Origin of the sequence: Streptomyces malaysiensis subsp. samsunensis (assembly GCF_024519315.1) — a bacterium.
Taxonomy (GTDB): Bacteria; Actinomycetota; Actinomycetes; order Streptomycetales; family Streptomycetaceae; genus Streptomyces; species Streptomyces malaysiensis.
The window spans coordinates 118,101-132,372 of sequence record NZ_JANIIC010000016.1 but is presented as its reverse complement, the minus strand read 5'-3'; the positions used below and the strand labels follow the sequence as shown (position 1 = coordinate 132,372).

The 14,272-nt window shown below is 68.5% G+C and carries 14 protein-coding genes and 1 pseudogene; 12 read left to right on the top strand and 3 right to left on the bottom strand.

Annotated features, from left to right (window positions below; genetic code table 11):
* Nucleotides 1-462 precede the first annotated feature (462 nt).
* The 3 genes from NQU54_RS16345 to NQU54_RS16335 all read left to right on the top strand — a co-directional run bounded on the left by NQU54_RS16345 (nt 463) and on the right by NQU54_RS16335 (nt 1,484).
* Nucleotides 463-735, top strand: a complete 273-nt coding sequence (locus tag NQU54_RS16345) for a hypothetical protein (protein WP_257631699.1) — start codon at nt 463-465, stop codon at nt 733-735.
* Nucleotides 732-992, top strand: a complete 261-nt coding sequence (locus NQU54_RS16340) for a hypothetical protein (RefSeq protein ID WP_257631698.1) — start codon at nt 732-734, stop codon at nt 990-992. Before NQU54_RS16345 ends, NQU54_RS16340 begins: the two co-directional genes overlap by 4 nt.
* Before the next feature lie 201 nt (nt 993-1,193).
* Nucleotides 1,194-1,484 (top strand): hypothetical protein, encoded by a 291-nt coding sequence (locus NQU54_RS16335; RefSeq protein WP_257631697.1) that lies wholly within the window; start codon nt 1,194-1,196, stop codon nt 1,482-1,484.
* Nucleotides 1,485-2,247: 763 nt separating this feature from the next.
* Here NQU54_RS16335 and NQU54_RS16330 read toward each other — a convergent pair.
* The gene (locus tag NQU54_RS16330) at nt 2,248-2,751 is read right to left on the bottom strand and encodes a DinB family protein (RefSeq protein ID WP_257631696.1); all 504 of its coding nucleotides are present in this window, start codon (nt 2,749-2,751) and stop codon (nt 2,248-2,250) included.
* A gap of 227 nt (nt 2,752-2,978) precedes the next feature.
* On the bottom strand, nt 2,979-3,755 hold the full coding sequence (locus NQU54_RS16325; RefSeq protein ID WP_257631695.1) for a GntR family transcriptional regulator: 777 nt from the start codon (nt 3,753-3,755) through the stop codon (nt 2,979-2,981).
* A 169-nt stretch (nt 3,756-3,924) separates the two neighbouring features.
* Between NQU54_RS16325 and NQU54_RS16320 the strand changes: the two genes are divergently transcribed.
* The 4 genes from NQU54_RS16320 to NQU54_RS16305 all read left to right on the top strand — a co-directional run bounded on the left by NQU54_RS16320 (nt 3,925) and on the right by NQU54_RS16305 (nt 7,470).
* On the top strand, nt 3,925-4,275 hold the full coding sequence (locus NQU54_RS16320) for an SCO3933 family regulatory protein (protein WP_257631694.1): 351 nt from the start codon (nt 3,925-3,927) through the stop codon (nt 4,273-4,275).
* Nucleotides 4,275-5,585: an FtsK/SpoIIIE domain-containing protein gene (locus NQU54_RS16315; protein WP_257631693.1), complete on the top strand. Its 1,311-nt coding sequence runs from the start codon at nt 4,275-4,277 to the stop codon at nt 5,583-5,585. Before NQU54_RS16320 ends, NQU54_RS16315 begins: the two co-directional genes overlap by 1 nt.
* Entirely contained in the window at nt 5,582-5,779 is a 198-nt protein-coding gene (locus NQU54_RS16310) for a hypothetical protein (RefSeq protein WP_218053711.1), read from the top strand. Before NQU54_RS16315 ends, NQU54_RS16310 begins: the two co-directional genes overlap by 4 nt.
* A gap of 299 nt (nt 5,780-6,078) precedes the next feature.
* Nucleotides 6,079-7,470, top strand: coding sequence for a replication initiator (locus NQU54_RS16305; RefSeq protein ID WP_257631722.1), 1,392 nt, complete (start codon nt 6,079-6,081; stop codon nt 7,468-7,470).
* A 126-nt stretch (nt 7,471-7,596) separates the two neighbouring features.
* On the opposite strand, the gene NQU54_RS16300 is transcribed toward NQU54_RS16305, so the two are convergent.
* Nucleotides 7,597-9,243 carry a recombinase family protein gene (locus NQU54_RS16300; RefSeq protein WP_257631692.1) on the bottom strand — a complete coding sequence of 549 codons (1,647 nt, stop codon included), beginning with the start codon at nt 9,241-9,243 and terminating at the stop codon, nt 7,597-7,599.
* Between the two features lie 31 nt (nt 9,244-9,274).
* Between NQU54_RS16300 and NQU54_RS16295 the strand changes: the two are divergent.
* The 5 genes and pseudogenes from NQU54_RS16295 to NQU54_RS16275 form a co-directional block, all read left to right on the top strand.
* Nucleotides 9,275-9,472 (top strand): annotated as a pseudogene (locus NQU54_RS16295) (antibiotic biosynthesis monooxygenase family protein); the annotation flags it as partial.
* A gap of 581 nt (nt 9,473-10,053) precedes the next feature.
* On the top strand, nt 10,054-11,250 hold the full coding sequence (locus NQU54_RS16290) for an NsdA family TPR-like regulatory protein (RefSeq protein WP_257631691.1): 1,197 nt from the start codon (nt 10,054-10,056) through the stop codon (nt 11,248-11,250).
* Between the two features lie 125 nt (nt 11,251-11,375).
* Nucleotides 11,376-12,110: a response regulator transcription factor gene (locus tag NQU54_RS16285; RefSeq protein WP_069869166.1), complete on the top strand. Its 735-nt coding sequence runs from the start codon at nt 11,376-11,378 to the stop codon at nt 12,108-12,110.
* An 11-nt stretch (nt 12,111-12,121) separates the two neighbouring features.
* On the top strand, nt 12,122-12,868 hold the full coding sequence (locus NQU54_RS16280; protein ID WP_257631690.1) for a sensor histidine kinase: 747 nt from the start codon (nt 12,122-12,124) through the stop codon (nt 12,866-12,868).
* A gap of 123 nt (nt 12,869-12,991) precedes the next feature.
* A complete protein-coding gene (locus tag NQU54_RS16275; RefSeq protein ID WP_257631689.1) occupies nt 12,992-14,236 on the top strand; it encodes a cytochrome P450 in 1,245 nt (414 codons plus the stop codon).
* Nucleotides 14,237-14,272 lie beyond the last annotated feature (36 nt).

The following is a 14,272-nucleotide window of genomic DNA, read 5'->3' as shown; positions in this document are numbered from 1 at the left end:
CTCAACTGTGAAAGTTGGGGGCTTCGCATGTCACCAGCATGAATACTCAGCCGGTTTTTCATCCGCCACAGGACCCCGGCGACGCGGGCGTGCGCCCCGGGGCGTGGCCAACCTGAGGAAGCAGGTCAACATGCGGAACTGTATCGGCAGGGTCTTCGAACCGTTGGTGAGAGTGCTACGGCCCGGCCGGGGACGTCATCGCACGGTTGGGACACGTCAGCCGATGGACTGTGCTGATGCCCCGACGTTGCGGCTGCCTCGTGTGCACCAGCTGCCACGTAAGCCTCTGCTGCGTGGTGAGGACGTGCACCTTGTCCGGCCGTATCTGGTGGCTCATGAGCGTCAGAAGCACGTGCCTCGGGTGGAGCTGTTGTGCGCGCCGCACGGGATGGTGGTGGTCAGGTGAGTGCGCAACCGCGATTGCTTCCGTGGCCCGGCCCTGCCGGGAAGCCGTGCTACCTGATGTCGGATGAGGACGGCACGGGGTATCTGTCGCGACTGGCCGACGAGATGGAAGCGGTACAGCTTCAGATGGGCGCTGAACTCATCGGCCACGCTTGCCTACTGCTCCGCGACCGGAAGGCGGACCCGCGAGAGCTCCGCTACCTCTCGAACCGCCTGATCGAAGCGCTGCAAGACGCTCTCCGGATCGCGGAGAGTCGCGGCGGGCGCCTTCCTGGGCCGGGCGAGTGCGAGAGCGACGGACCGACTCAGGCGAGCAAGGGGCCCGAATGAGTAGGGCGTCAGAAGGCTGGCAGGTCGGTCCCGCACCGGGGCGCGGTCTGCGTCCTGGCAAAGACGGTCTGCTTGAACTGCCGCTTCAAGTCCTCCGGCCCGGTCGCGCATCCCTGGCATCGCTGGTGCTGACGGTGGTCGAAGCGGAGCAACTGCACGCCGCCTTGTGCTACGCGCTCGGCGGCGAGCCCGCGCCCGAGGACGCGCCAGAGTGCCGGAAGCCGGTCCGTTACCCGGGCGGCCGACAGAAGTACTGAGGTCGCTCGGCAGAGTCGCGCGCAACAACCGAAGAAGCGATACCGGACCACCCCTTTTCGCCTGGACAGCTACCGGGGTGGTCCGGCTGGGGATCGATCACGAACCCCGGTGCCGATGGTACCGGGGTCGTCGTCGTGCTCCCGCTCGACGCGGCCCGGTCGTTGATTGTCAGTTGGCTTGCAGAGAAAGGGACTTGACCAATGTGCGGCCCAGGGGACGACGGGTGCGAGGGAGAAGCGGCAGACCTGGAGGCGGGGATATGGGTGCGCGGAGTGGACTACCTGAGCGGCTGGCGGGACGCGCGGGAAGCGACGGCCGAGCTGGGCGACGCGCTGAGCCTCGTCGGCGTGGAGGCGGCAGGGCTGCGGCTGCGTGCCGCTTCGGACACGGACGGCTCCGGGGTGGTGAGGCTGGAGTTGTCGGCGGCGTCGGCGCGTGAGGTGGCGATGCTGGCACGGGTGACGGCGGCCCGGCTGGGCAGGGCGGGGTGATCGGGGTGGCCGGTGGCGGGCGTGCGGTGCTGGATCGGCGCGCTGTGGGCACCGCCGCCGGCCGTAGCGGATTTTGGGCGGGAGCTGCCACGGGGCGAGAGAACAGGGGGCCTTACGCTGGCCCGGCGAATCGGGCGGGTCTGTGATCCTGCCCGCGTTTGCGACCGATTGGCCCCCTGTTCTTAGAGGCTCGCCCCGTGGCGGCTGCCTAAAATCCGCGTAGGCCGTCGGCCCCAGCCACAACGCCCCCGCCCTGAACGGCGGTCGGCTCCCCGGCGAACGATCGCGGGTGCGCTGAGAGGTGCGGGCGGTGGGCGCCCGACGGGACCGGCGGCCACGCCGCAGCCCGGCGGGGCGGCCAGACCGCCCGGCGCGCCGCAGGCGCGCCCTTGAGTAAGTGAAGACAGGTTTCGACAGTTCGCTGGCCCGAGGGCTCAGACGGCTCGGAGTTGGCAGGGCCGTCGGCAGTGATGCGGTAGTCGAGTTGCGCGGTCAGGTCATTGACGCGGTGACGCGGAAGTACCGGGGAGACGGTCACCCGCGACGGCGGCCCTCGATGCAGAACCGGTTGCCCTCCGGGTCGGCCAGCACGAAGTACGGTCGGCCACCGGGGGGCGGGGGACTATCCAGGACGGTTCGGACACCGTGCTCACACCAGCCATGTCCTGATCATCTCGCGGTGCTCACACCACGGGATCTGCCATCGATTCGCCTCGAGCAGGCCACCTCGGCAAGGCGCTGCCGATTCATTTCGCCCGGCGCCCTACTCGCCGACCGCTCCGTCGATCGCTTCGCGCAGCAGGTCAGCGTGGCCGTTGTGACGTGCGTACTCCTCGATCATGTGCGTAAGGGCGTAGCGCAGTGAGATGGACTCCCCCTGGAACTCCACCGTGTCATCGAGGGACTCGAAGGCGTCCGTGACAGCGCGGGAACCCTCACATGCCTCCCGCCACAACGTGAACGCCTCATCCACGTCGGCGTCATCCACATGGAACTCGCCGAAGACCCCATCGACCGCGGGCCACGGGGCCGCACCCTGCTCTCCACTCAGCACCATGCGGAACCAGCTGCGCTCGACCACGGCGGCATGGCGGACGAGGCCGAGCAGGGACAGGCCCGAGGTCGGCACTGTCTTCTGCTTCAGCTGCTCATCAGTCAGCCCCTGGCACTTCATAGCCAAAGTGGCGCGCTGATAGTCGAGGAAAGATGCCAGCGACGCACGGTCGCCAGCCACTTTGGAGGGTGCTGTGCGCTGGTCATCGCTCACCCGGCGATCATGGCAGGGGATCGGCCTACCGGGCCACCCCGCTCCGGAGGACGGACATAAAACCCCAGGCCTCAGGGGCGCCCCACACGTACTACGGCCAATTGCCGCACAGCTCTTAGGTGGCCTTTGAAGGTCAAGACACTGTCTGGCGCACAGCAAATTCCGTAACCGGATTGACGTTACCTTTCGGCGGCACCCGATGCCTGACGCAGTCAAAGGTCCCAGTTTCACGCCCGAACCGCGCGCAGTGCACGGGGGCTGTCGGCAGTGATGCGGTAGCCGAGTTGGGCGCGGTCGGCGCTGGCGCGGAACTCTTCGAGGATCAGCGGCCGGTCGTCGGTGCCGAGTGTGACGCGGGCGGTGTAGAGGATCGGGGTCGCGTCGGGGATGTCCAGGGTGCTGCGCTCGTCGGGCAGCGGCATACGGGCACTCACGGTCTCGTGCCAGGTCAGCTTGTGCCGGGCGGCGGTGAGGATGGCGTAGATCTGTTCCGGCTCGGTGTCCGGGGCCTCGGCCAGCTGCTCGATCTCGTCGGCGGTGGCGAACGGGATGAGCATGCGGTGGAGGGCGCGGCTGCCGGTGTCGGGGTCGGTGAGTAGCCGGTCGATGCCGAAGAGGGCTTCCCCCTCGCCGAGTCCGAGGAGTGGGGCCGTGGTCGTCGTAGTCGTGGTGCGGTACACGGCCGGTTCCTCCGCCTGCTCCCACGTGTGGTGGCCGGTGTGGAAGGTTGTGCCGCTGCGGGTGATAGTCCGCTCGATGGTGACGGCGGGGGCGGGCAGGGCGCGGACGTAGCTGCCTTTGCCGTGGATGACCTCGATGAGTCCTTCGGCGCGGAGTGCGGCGATGGCCTTGCGGACGGTGGGGCGGCTGACCTTGTAGCGCTCGATGAGCTGGGTCTCCGAGGGGAGTGGGGCCCCGGGTTTGTACTCGCCTGCGGCGATGCCGCTGCGGATCTCGGCTGCGACCTGCTGGTACAGCGCTCCGGGGCGCTGGATCTCTCCCATGCCGGGCTCTCCTCGTCACCTGTCGTATGCGGTTCTGACGTGAGCTGATGTCACTCGTAAGCATAAGTACTTGCCTCCCGGCGTCAAGACAGGCATAGTCGTAACTCGTAAGCATGAGTGACGTCACGTGACGTGTGGCGTCTCGACTGGCCAAGGAGGCCCACAACCCATGCAGTCCATACCTGTGGACACCACCCGGCTCGGCGTACTGCGGTGCGCGGTCGGGCCTGAACCGAAGATCGCGGATTTTGAGAGCAAGGAGGTCAAGAAGGACCGGGACGGCAACACGATCTACACCGTCGCCGTGACGGTGCGGCAGGACGGGCGGCGCGTCTCGGTGATCGAAATCGCCGTCCCCGGAGAGCCCAAGGGCGTCGTGGAGGGCTCGGAGGTGCGGGTGACGGGCCTGGAGGCGTTCGCCTGGGCCATGGGCGACCGTCACGGCATCAGCTTCCGCGCGTCGGCCATCACCCCTGTACCGGCCTCGTCGGCAACGGCGGGTAAGGGCGGTGGTGCCTGATGAGTCAGCTCCTGTTCGCCATCGTGCTGGTGGCGCTGGCTTGGACAGTGGCGCTCGCCACCCGCCTGCCGGAACGGTGGCCCCACTGGCGCTGGTACCTGACCGGCTACCCGCGCACCGCGCTGCGGGTGATGGTCACCTGGCGCAAGGTCGCTCACCTCAATGACCTCACCGTCTCCCACCAGCCCAACCGGCGTCTGCTGGGTGACCTGGCGGTCAAGGGCGACCCCTTGCGCACCCACGCGCCGCGCTGCTCCATCCCCCGTCCTACACCGAACGGGCTGTCGGTGCGGGTGCGGCTGCACGCGGGGCAGACCCCGGCCCCGTTCCTGGCGGCGGCTGAGGCGTTAGTGCACGCGTGGCGGGTGCACGCGGTGCGGATCGTCTCCCCTGAACGCGGCATCGTGCTGATCACCGCGACGGCGGCTGATCCGCTGGAACACCCCGACCGGACCACGGGGGAGGTGTCGGCGTCGCTGCTGTCGGCGGTGGTTGGCGCACTGGAGACCGGTGGCGCGTGGGTGATGAACTTCCGCCGGGTGCCGCACTGGCTGATCGTCGGCGCAACCAGGTCGGGGAAGTCCACGCTGATCGCCCGGCTGATCACCGAGCTTGCCCCGCAACCCGTCGCCCTGGTCGGCATCGACTGCAAAGGCGGCATGGAACTGGGCCTGTTCGAACAGCGGCTCTCGGCCCTGGCCACCTGCCGCAGTCAAGCGGTCGCCGTGCTCGGCGCGCTGGTGGTCGACATGCAAGACCGCATGCGCACCTGCCGTGCGGCCGGGGCCCGGTCCATATGGGAGCTGCCCGAGAAGGAACGCCCCCTGCCCGTGGTGGTGGTCGTGGACGAGATAGCCGAGCTGTACCTGACCAACGGCAGCAAGGAGCAGCGGGCGGAGGCTGAGCAATGCTCGACCTACCTCCTGCGGTTGGCTCAGCTCGGGGCGGCGCTCGGGATGCATCTGGTCGTGGCCGGACAGCGGGTTGGCTCCGATCTCGGGCCGGGGGTGACGGCGCTGCGCGCCCAATTGAGCGGGCGTGTCTGCCACCGGGTCAACGATCCGGGCACCGCTGAGATGACCCTGGGCGACTTGAACAAGGACGCCGTGGCGGTGGCGCAGTCCATCGGGGAGGCCGAACAGGGCGTCGCCGTGACCACGGGTGAGACAGGCGGCTGGATGCGCGGGCGGTCCCACCTGACCACCCCCGCCAAAGCCCAAGTCACGGCGGCTGAGTACGCGGGGCTGGCGTTCCGCCTGTCCGGGGTCGCCCGTGCGCTGGAAGAACTGGACGGAGGTGAGGGCGCATGAGTCAATCCCTGGTCCTCTCCCTGGCACTGCTCTTCGGGCTCGCAACGGTCCTGCTCCTGCGCTCCCGCGCGGTGCGGTGGTGGGAAGCGCTGTTGATCGGCCTGTTCGGCATGTACCTGGGCCAGACCCCCGTCATCGACAGCACCAACGGGCTCGTGAGCTGGCTCCTGTCCGGCTTCACCCACAACAGCTAGACCACCCCGGGAGGCCCCACCAGATGACCATGCACCGCGTCCGCTGCCCCATCTGCAAGGGGGAGCGCTACCGCAGGACCCGCACCGGACACCGGCGGCGCTGCCGCTGCTGCCGAGGCACCGGAACCATCCGCTAACCCACCCATTCGGCCCGCGAACCAGGGAGTGATCGCCATGGACGACACCCACCCAACCGCATCCACCCATGCCGCTGCGGCGGCCCACCCTGGGAGGTCCCCACCATCACCGCCGAGACCACCTCGGCTGACAGGCGCGCCCACCTCGACCGTGCGGCGCGCCTGCGTCAGCTCTCCGAAGTTGACCAAGACCTGATCCGCCTCGTCCAAGACCCCCGCTTCACCCGCTGGATAGAGCAGATCACCGCTACCGGCGGCTGCGCCCACCCGATCCACCTCACCGGCTCCACCACCACCCGCGAAACGCTCACGGGCGAAGTACTGCACCACTACGACACCCGCGACGAGCCTGGCGAACGGCTCCTGATCCGCTGCCGCAACCGCCGCCAAACCGTCTGCGCCCCCTGCTCCCGCCTCCATGCCGGCGACACCTTCCACCTTGTCAGAGCCGGACTCCTCGGCGGCAAGACCGTACCGACGGACGTGCGGGAACGGCCCCGGCTGTTCCTCACCCTCACGGCCCCCAGCTTCGGCCCCGTTCACCGTCTCACGACGGACGGGCAGCGCTGCCGACCGCGCCGCGAGGGCGGAGAGTGCGACCACGGCCGTCGCCTCGGCTGCCCGGCCGTCCACGAGGCAGACGACCCGCTCACCGGACAACCGCTGTGCCCCGACTGCTACGACTACCCGGCACACGTCCTCTGGCACGCGCACGCGGGACGGCTGTGGAAGGCGTTCACCGACAACCTGTACAACCACCTCGCTGGCCGCGTCGGACGCACCCGCACCGGCCTGCGCCGCAGCCTGCGCATCTCCTACGCCAAAGTCGCCGAGTACCAAAAGCGCGCGGCCGTGCACGTCCATGCTGTGGTGCGGCTCGACGGCGCACGCGGGCCGGACGATTCGCCCCCGGCCTGGGCAACGGCCGACGTGCTCACGGCCGTGGTCCGCACCGCCGCTGCGGCCGTACGGCTCCGTACCCCCTTCAGCGCGGCCCTGGGGGAACACGAACTGCGCTGGGGCGCCGAACTCGACGCCCGGCCGCTCCGCGCCTTCGGCGACGGTGAGGGCCTGGCCGACGACGCGGTAGCCGCATACGTCGCCAAGTACGTCACCAAAGGGGCCACCGACACCGGGGCCGGACTCGACCACCAGATCACCAACCCCGCCGACATCACAGCCGCCCCCGTGTCGGCACACGTACGTGCTCTCATGCGCACCTGCTGGCGCCTCGGCGGCCTGCCCGAATTGGAACCCCTCCGCCTACGCGCCTGGGCTCACACGCTCGGCTACCGGGGCCACATCCTCACCAAGTCACACGCCTACTCCACCACCTACACCGCGCTACGCGCCGAACGAGCCGACCACCAATCCCGCGGGACCCAACCCGCCGACGAAGCGGACGTGCTCACGGACGCTCACTGGCGCTACGTCGGCTCCGGCCACACTCCCGCCGCAGCTCTCCTCGCCGCTGGAATCGCTGAAGACCTCGCCCGAAACCGCGAGATCGCCCAAGAAGAGATCGCGTACAACGGGGTGATGTCCGGTGACTGATCTGAACGAGGAACTTCGTGAGTGGGCCCGTGCTCATGCCCGTAGCTCTCCGAAGTGGTCCGATCGGAAATGGCGGCGGATCAATGCGACCCTGCGGATCGAGACCACCCGCCGCCCACGTCCGCGTCAGTCTTCTTCGGACTCCTGAATGTCGTCCTCGGTGCGGAAGAGCGGAGTCAGGCGCGTCTGTACCGGCTTGCGTCGGCCGACCGCTGGCGCGATGAGTACCGCCGTCAGTGTCTGCTCCACATGCGAACGCTTCTCGACGATGGTGAGCCCGTCCCAGTCTTCACGGAGATTGGCGGGCTCACCCTGGCTGGCGTAGCGGCGTTTGAACCACTGGTTCCGCTCCCGCTGCAAGCGTCGCTCCTCAGCGGTGGACCTCTGAAGCAGGGAGAAATACTGCTCCTTGGAAATGATGCGCCGTTCACGGGCTTCCTTGGCTTCCTCGATGTCCTCGCGCACGCGGGCCAGCTCGCTCTCACCGCTCCACTCCTGGGGCACCGCTGCCGCCTCGCGCCGGGCAGCTTCTTCCTCCCATTTGGCGAACACCAATTCCTTGATCGCCTCATCCGTTTCCGGCCCCGGAATCTTCGTCCCGGCGCATCCACCCTGCCCCTTGTCGGCGCAGGCGTAGTAGAAGAACCCTTCGGGCTTCTTCGCGCTCTTGGGTGCCTTCACCACTCGTAGTGCTGCGCCGCACTCGTTCTTGTCGCACCGCAGAGTCCCCGTTCCCAGATACTTCCGGCTGTTGTGACCGTCACCGGGACCCATGCTCTCCCCGATCACGTCAACCAGTGCGCGCCACTCCTCAACCGTGATGATTCGGTCCCACTGACCGACCACGGGGTGTCCATCGTCGTCGTGAACGATCTCCCAGCGCTGCATTTCACCGCCAGTGACTGGGTTGGTCTGCCAGACCTTCCGTGATCGGTAGCCGCACAGCCGAGGATTCCGGAACATCTCCTTCACCTTGCTCGGCGTCCACTTGTTGCCCCTGGGTGTCATCACCCCCGCTTCGTTCCACTCAAGCGGAATCGCCCGGAACGGGGCACCGCCCAATATGCGCTCGACCGCCTTGCGGATGTGCTTCGACTCCTCCGGGTGAAGCGTGCGTTTGTCGTCATTCCAGCCGAACGGCCGGGCGCCTCCGGTGGGTATTCCCTCACGTTCCAGAGCGCGATGCTTGCGGCGCACTCGCCGTGCCGTATCGGCGGACTGCTTGTTGCTCATGGTGACGACCAGGCGGGCGACGGCGCGGCCGTTCTCCGTGAGCAGATCGAGGCTTCCCGTGATGTCGAGGATCGGGCGACGGCTTCGCTCCACGACGTCGATGGCGTCTTCGAGGTGACGCGGGTCCCGCGTGAGGCGGTCGATGTCATAGACGATGAGCCCGTCGAGCCGTTCGCCGTTGGGCGCCTGCCCGGCCTTCAAGTCGTCCAAGGCGCCTTCGAAGATCGGCCGCACGACGCGATACACGATCCGGCCGTCAGCCTCTCGTACGCGCCGTTTCCTCCACGCCGACGTGTCGGGCTCGAAGTAGGTGTGCACGACGCGCCCGCCGCGCTCCTCCACGAACTTCCGCCCATCTCGGTCCTGCTCTTCGGTGCTCTTGATGTCCCGGCCGGTGAGCGGCGCGCGTCGGCCGTGCTCCGGTACGTCCTTGGCGGTTTCGCCATCACTCTCATCGGTAGACAGCCGGGCGAGCACCGCCCAGTTCTGCCCGGTGAGGTTGCCCCATTGCGCCCGCGTCAGGAGGTCGTCATCTGCCATGCGGGCAAAGGTACATTCGTGAACCTGCTGCCCGGTCGAGGGGACCGACCAGTACCTCGTCTACACGCGCTGGCGCAGCGAGGAGGACTTCCAGGCGTGGATGGAGGGCCCCATGAAGGCCGCCCACCAGCGCGGCGGCGAAGACGCCCCCCAACAGAAGCCCGCCGCCTCCGGCTCCACCCTGTGGTCCTTCGAGGTGGTCCAGCAGGCCGCCCCCAAACAAGGCTGAGCCGAGTCCCCGCGCGCCCCTCGCCGGCCCCCTGCCCTTGGCGCAGGGGGCCGGCGGTTCCGTACCGCGCCCGTCAGAACGACTGGCGGCCGGCCACTCGCGCCGGTACACATCGGACGCACTGGCATGGCGGCCACACCGACGTCTCCAGCGGCCTCAGGGGCTCGGTGGACTTGACCACGCGTGTCGGCCCGTAGGTCTTCCCGCTGTCCCGTGACACACGCATGGTCATCATCGCGCGGCCCGTCACCGGGCCGCCCCACCGTGAAACGGGCCCTCGTGGTGCCGCTGGAGTTCGATGAGACAGATGGTCGCCCACTTTTGGTCCCCGTTACGCCTTGCTTCGGCTTGCTGCCGTAACAGCGCCCCGCACACATCGCAGTCGCCGTCGGGCGGCATGTTCGCGGGTGGGGTGGCTGGGCTAGTGTCCGACACGTTGTCGCTCCTGTTAGCGATGGCCATGCCCCCGGGCCGGTCGCACGGTCGCGGGGGTCCTCACGTACGTAAAGACAACCGTGAATGTGCGGTCGCGGGTGGTGACCGCGTGGTGACTACGAGGTGACAGCCGTACCCTGGTCACCATGGACAGCGGGGAGTTCAGCCAGAGAGTCCGCGACTTGCTTCGCGACCGGGACATGAGCGTCCGGGCGGTTGCCCGCCACCTGAACTACGACCACGCCTATCTGTCCCGCGTGCTCTCCGGGAAACAGCGGCCATCGACACAACTCGTCACGGCGTTGGACCAGTTGCTCAGGGCAAACGGGGAACTCGCCGAAATCGCGGCACGAGTGACGCCGCCAACGGTTTCGCCGGAAGTTGCTGAATCACCGGCCATCACTGATCGGATACTCAGACTCAACGAGGCACGCGGAGCCGACTTCGCACACGCCATCCGGGAGACCTCCCATCGGCTGGTCGTCCTGGACAACGAACTCAGCGGAGTATCCATCGCAGAGCCCGCAGGCCGCGCGTTCAAGGTCGTGCATCGGCGGCTCGGAGCCGGAGACTACGAGCCGCGGTATGAGCGCGACATTCAATCGGCCGCCGCGGAACTCGCCGAAGTCGCCGGCTGGGCTCTTTGGGACGCGGAAAGAGACGACGCGGCCCAGCGCTTCAACCACGAGGCGCTGTTCCTCGCGAAGCTCTCAGGGGATCGCTCCATCGAATTGCTGACGCTGCAAAACATGGCGATGCGCAGTGAGTGGCGTGGGCGGAACCAAGAGGCGCTGTCCATCGCCCGGTCGGTACTCCACCGTAGACGGCTGTCCCCGCGCGTCGAGGCGATGTTCCGCATCCGTGAAGCGAAGGGACTGGTCGGCACGGGACGTACGTCGGATGCCATCGAGTCGCTTCAACGCGCCCGCTCGCTCATCGAGGATGGTAGCGACGTCGGCGAACCGGACTGGGCATGGTGGGTGACCCAGGGGGAAATCGACCGCCAGTGGGGTCACACACTTCAGATCGCGGGTGACATAGAGAAAGCCATCGAGCTGCTGCTGCAATCCGTACAACCAGGACGTGACGTCACGACCGGCTACTCGAGCGAGCGAGTCGCACGGCTCGCACAATGCCTACTGGACGTCAATGCCTGGCACGACGCGGAAGACGTCACCAGGTCCCTGGTCACCGCCGCACCCGGAATCTCCTCAGGACGGACCCTCCGCCTCATCGGTCACGTCGCCAAGCAGCACGAAAGGCTGAACGGCGCGCCGCCAAGCCTTACGGACACTCTTGAGCACCTGGCGGAAAAGCTCGACGAGGACCCATTCACGCTGTGATGTGGGAACGGCGCGCTGTGGGCACGCCGTCGGCCGTAGACGGCGTCCCCGGCCCTGTCCGGATCTCGTCGGTCGCGGTCAAGGCCCCCGTGCCCCGGAACGGTCGGTTCACGTAGTGTCATGGCGTGTACGGGAGTGTCAGCGAGAAACCGGCGCCCGCCCGTGGCAACGGGCAGCGCATCCTGGTCGTCGACGATGAATCGAGAATCGCCGAACTGCTCTCGACCACCCTGGAGCTGGCCGGTTACCGGGTCGGCACCGCGGCCACCGGCGGGGAGGCGCTCGACCGGGTCGGGCGGGACCGGCCCGACCTGGTGATCCTCGATGTGATGCTGCCCGATCTGGACGGCTTCACGGTGTGTCGGCGCTTGGTCGCGGCCGACGAGAACCATCCGCCCGTGCTCTTCCTCACCGCCCGCGACTCGCTGGACTCGCTGGTCACCGGCCTCGGCATCGGCGGGAACGACTACGTCACCAAGCCGTTCCGGATCGCCGAGGTGCTGGCCCGGGTGCAGGCCCTGCTGCGCACCCGGAACCAGCGGCGCGAGGAGCCGTCGCCGAGCTACGCGGATCTGGTGCTGGACGATACGACCCGTCAGGCGCTGCGCGGGCGGCGGGCGCTGGAGCTGACCCCGGCCGAGTTCAGGCTGCTGCGCTATCTGCTGGTCAACGCGGGGCAGGTGCTGTCCAAGGAGCAGATCGGCGAGCATCTGTGGGTCGCGGACCACGGGCGGTACGGGGACAACGCCATCGAGAAGCTGGTCTCCCGCCTCCGTCACAAGGTCGACGAGACCGGGCCCGCCCTGATCCACACCCGCCGTGGCTTCGGCTACTGGCTCGGCCGCCTCGCCTCCGCGTGAACGAGGGCCATATGGGCGAAGGCCACGAGGACGGCCAGGCCCGCGGCGAGGACGCCTACGAGCGCCAGCAGCGGCTCGAGGTCCTGCTGCACGAGCTGCGCACCTCCCTGACCACCATCCGCGGCTGGGCCGAACTCCCGCTGCAAGGGCTCAGCGACGACCCCGAGCTGATGGTGCGCGCCCTGCGCCGTATCCAGGACGAGGCCGACCATATGCACCAGGCGGTGCAGCAGGTGTTTCCGCCGACGGATTCCTCCTGGGTACGGCCGCTGGACCCGGAGCCGGTGGATCTGCGGGACGTGGCCGACGAGGCGGTGGCGGATCTGGGGCTGCTCGATCCCGAACGTCCCATCGCGCGCGAGAACTGCGGCCGGGCGACCGTCGTCGCGGACAACCGCATGCTGCGGCACGCCGTCCGCAATCTGCTGGGCAACGCGCTGCGGCACACCCCCGCCGGGTCCCCGGTGACCGTTGCGGTGCGCGGTCCGGTGGCCGGGGCCGGTGGCCGGCCGCATGTGGAGCTGTCGGTCAGCGACCAGGGGCCGGGCATGAGCCCGCGCGATATCGCCCGGCTCACCTCCCCCCGCGCCGAGGACGGCCGGGTCGAGCTGGGCGGCGGCCTCGGCCTCACCATCGTGCGGCGGGTGGTGGAGCGGCACGGCGGCGAGGTGAGCGTGCGCAGCGCACCGGACCGCGGCACGACGGTCACTGTGGCCTTCCCCACAGTCGGCACGGTCAGCGATTCGTCAGGTAACTGACCGGGGGGTGTCAGGTCGAGCGGGTTCGCTGGTCATCACGTCCCCGTAATTGCGAAGGTTCCCGTTCCCCTGACGCGAAGGGTTCAGGCTCCGCTCCCGTCGGAACCCCACCCGAGGAGAGACATGACCGAGACGCTGGCAGAGACCACGGCCGAAGCGGAAGAGCAGCTTCCGGAGTTTCCGATGCCGCGGGCGGCCGGCTGCCCCTTCGACCCGCCCCCGACCACACGGGCGCTGCACACCGAACGGCCGGTCACACGCGTACGGCTGTGGGACGGCAGCGCCCCGTGGCTGGTGACCGGGTACGCCGACCAGCGCGCCCTGCTCAGCGACCCGCGGGTCAGCGCCGAGGCCACGCTGCCCGGCTATCCGCACGCGAGCGCCGGCGTCCGCGAGAACGCCAAGCAGCGGCGGTCCTTCCTCACCATGGACGACCCCGAGCACGCCCGGATCCGCCGGATGGTCACCGGACCGTTCGCGATCAAGCGGATCGAGGCGCTGCGGCCCGAGATCCAGAAGATCACCGACGATCTGATCGACGCCATGCTGGCCGGACCGACCCCGGTTGACCTGGTACACGCGCTCGCGCTGCCGCTCCCGTCGCTGGTGATCTGCAAGCTGCTCGGGGTGCCGTACGAGGACCACGACTTCTTCCAGCGGAACAGCTCCGTCCTGATCAACCGGCACTCCTCGGTCGAGGACATGGTCGGCGCCAACGAGGCGCTGACCGACTATCTGGAGGGGCTGGTCACCGCCAAACTCGCCGACCCCGCCGACGACATGCTCTCCGAGCTGGCCGGGCGGGTCAGGGCCGGTGAGCTGACCCAGCGCGATGCCGCCAACATGGGCGTACTGCTGCTGGTCGCCGGTCATGAGACCACCGCCAACATGATCGCCCTCGGCACCGTGGCCCTGCTGGAGAACCCCGACCAGCTCGCCGTCCTGCGGGAGACCGACGACCCGAAGGCGGTCGCCAGGGCCGTCGAGGAACTGCTGCGCTACCTCACCATCGTGCACAACGGCCGGCGCCGGGTCGCGCTGGAGGACATCGAGATCGGCGGCGAGACCATCCGCGCCGGGGACGGGATCATCGTCTACACCGGCACCGGCAACTGGGACGCCGAGGTCTTCCCCGAGCCAGAGCGGCTGGACATCGGCCGCGACGCCCGCCGCCACATAGCGTTCGGCTTCGGCGTCCACCAGTGCCTGGGCCAGCCGCTCGCCCGGCTGGAGCTCCAGGTGGTCTACGGCACGCTCTACCGCCGTATCCCCACCCTGCGGCTGGCGACCGGGATCGACCAACTACCGTTCAAAGACGACGGTTTCGTCTACGGCGTCTACGAGCTGCCGGTCACCTGGACATCATGAGCGGCGCGGGCGGCGGTGCAGGCAGCGGCGAGGACA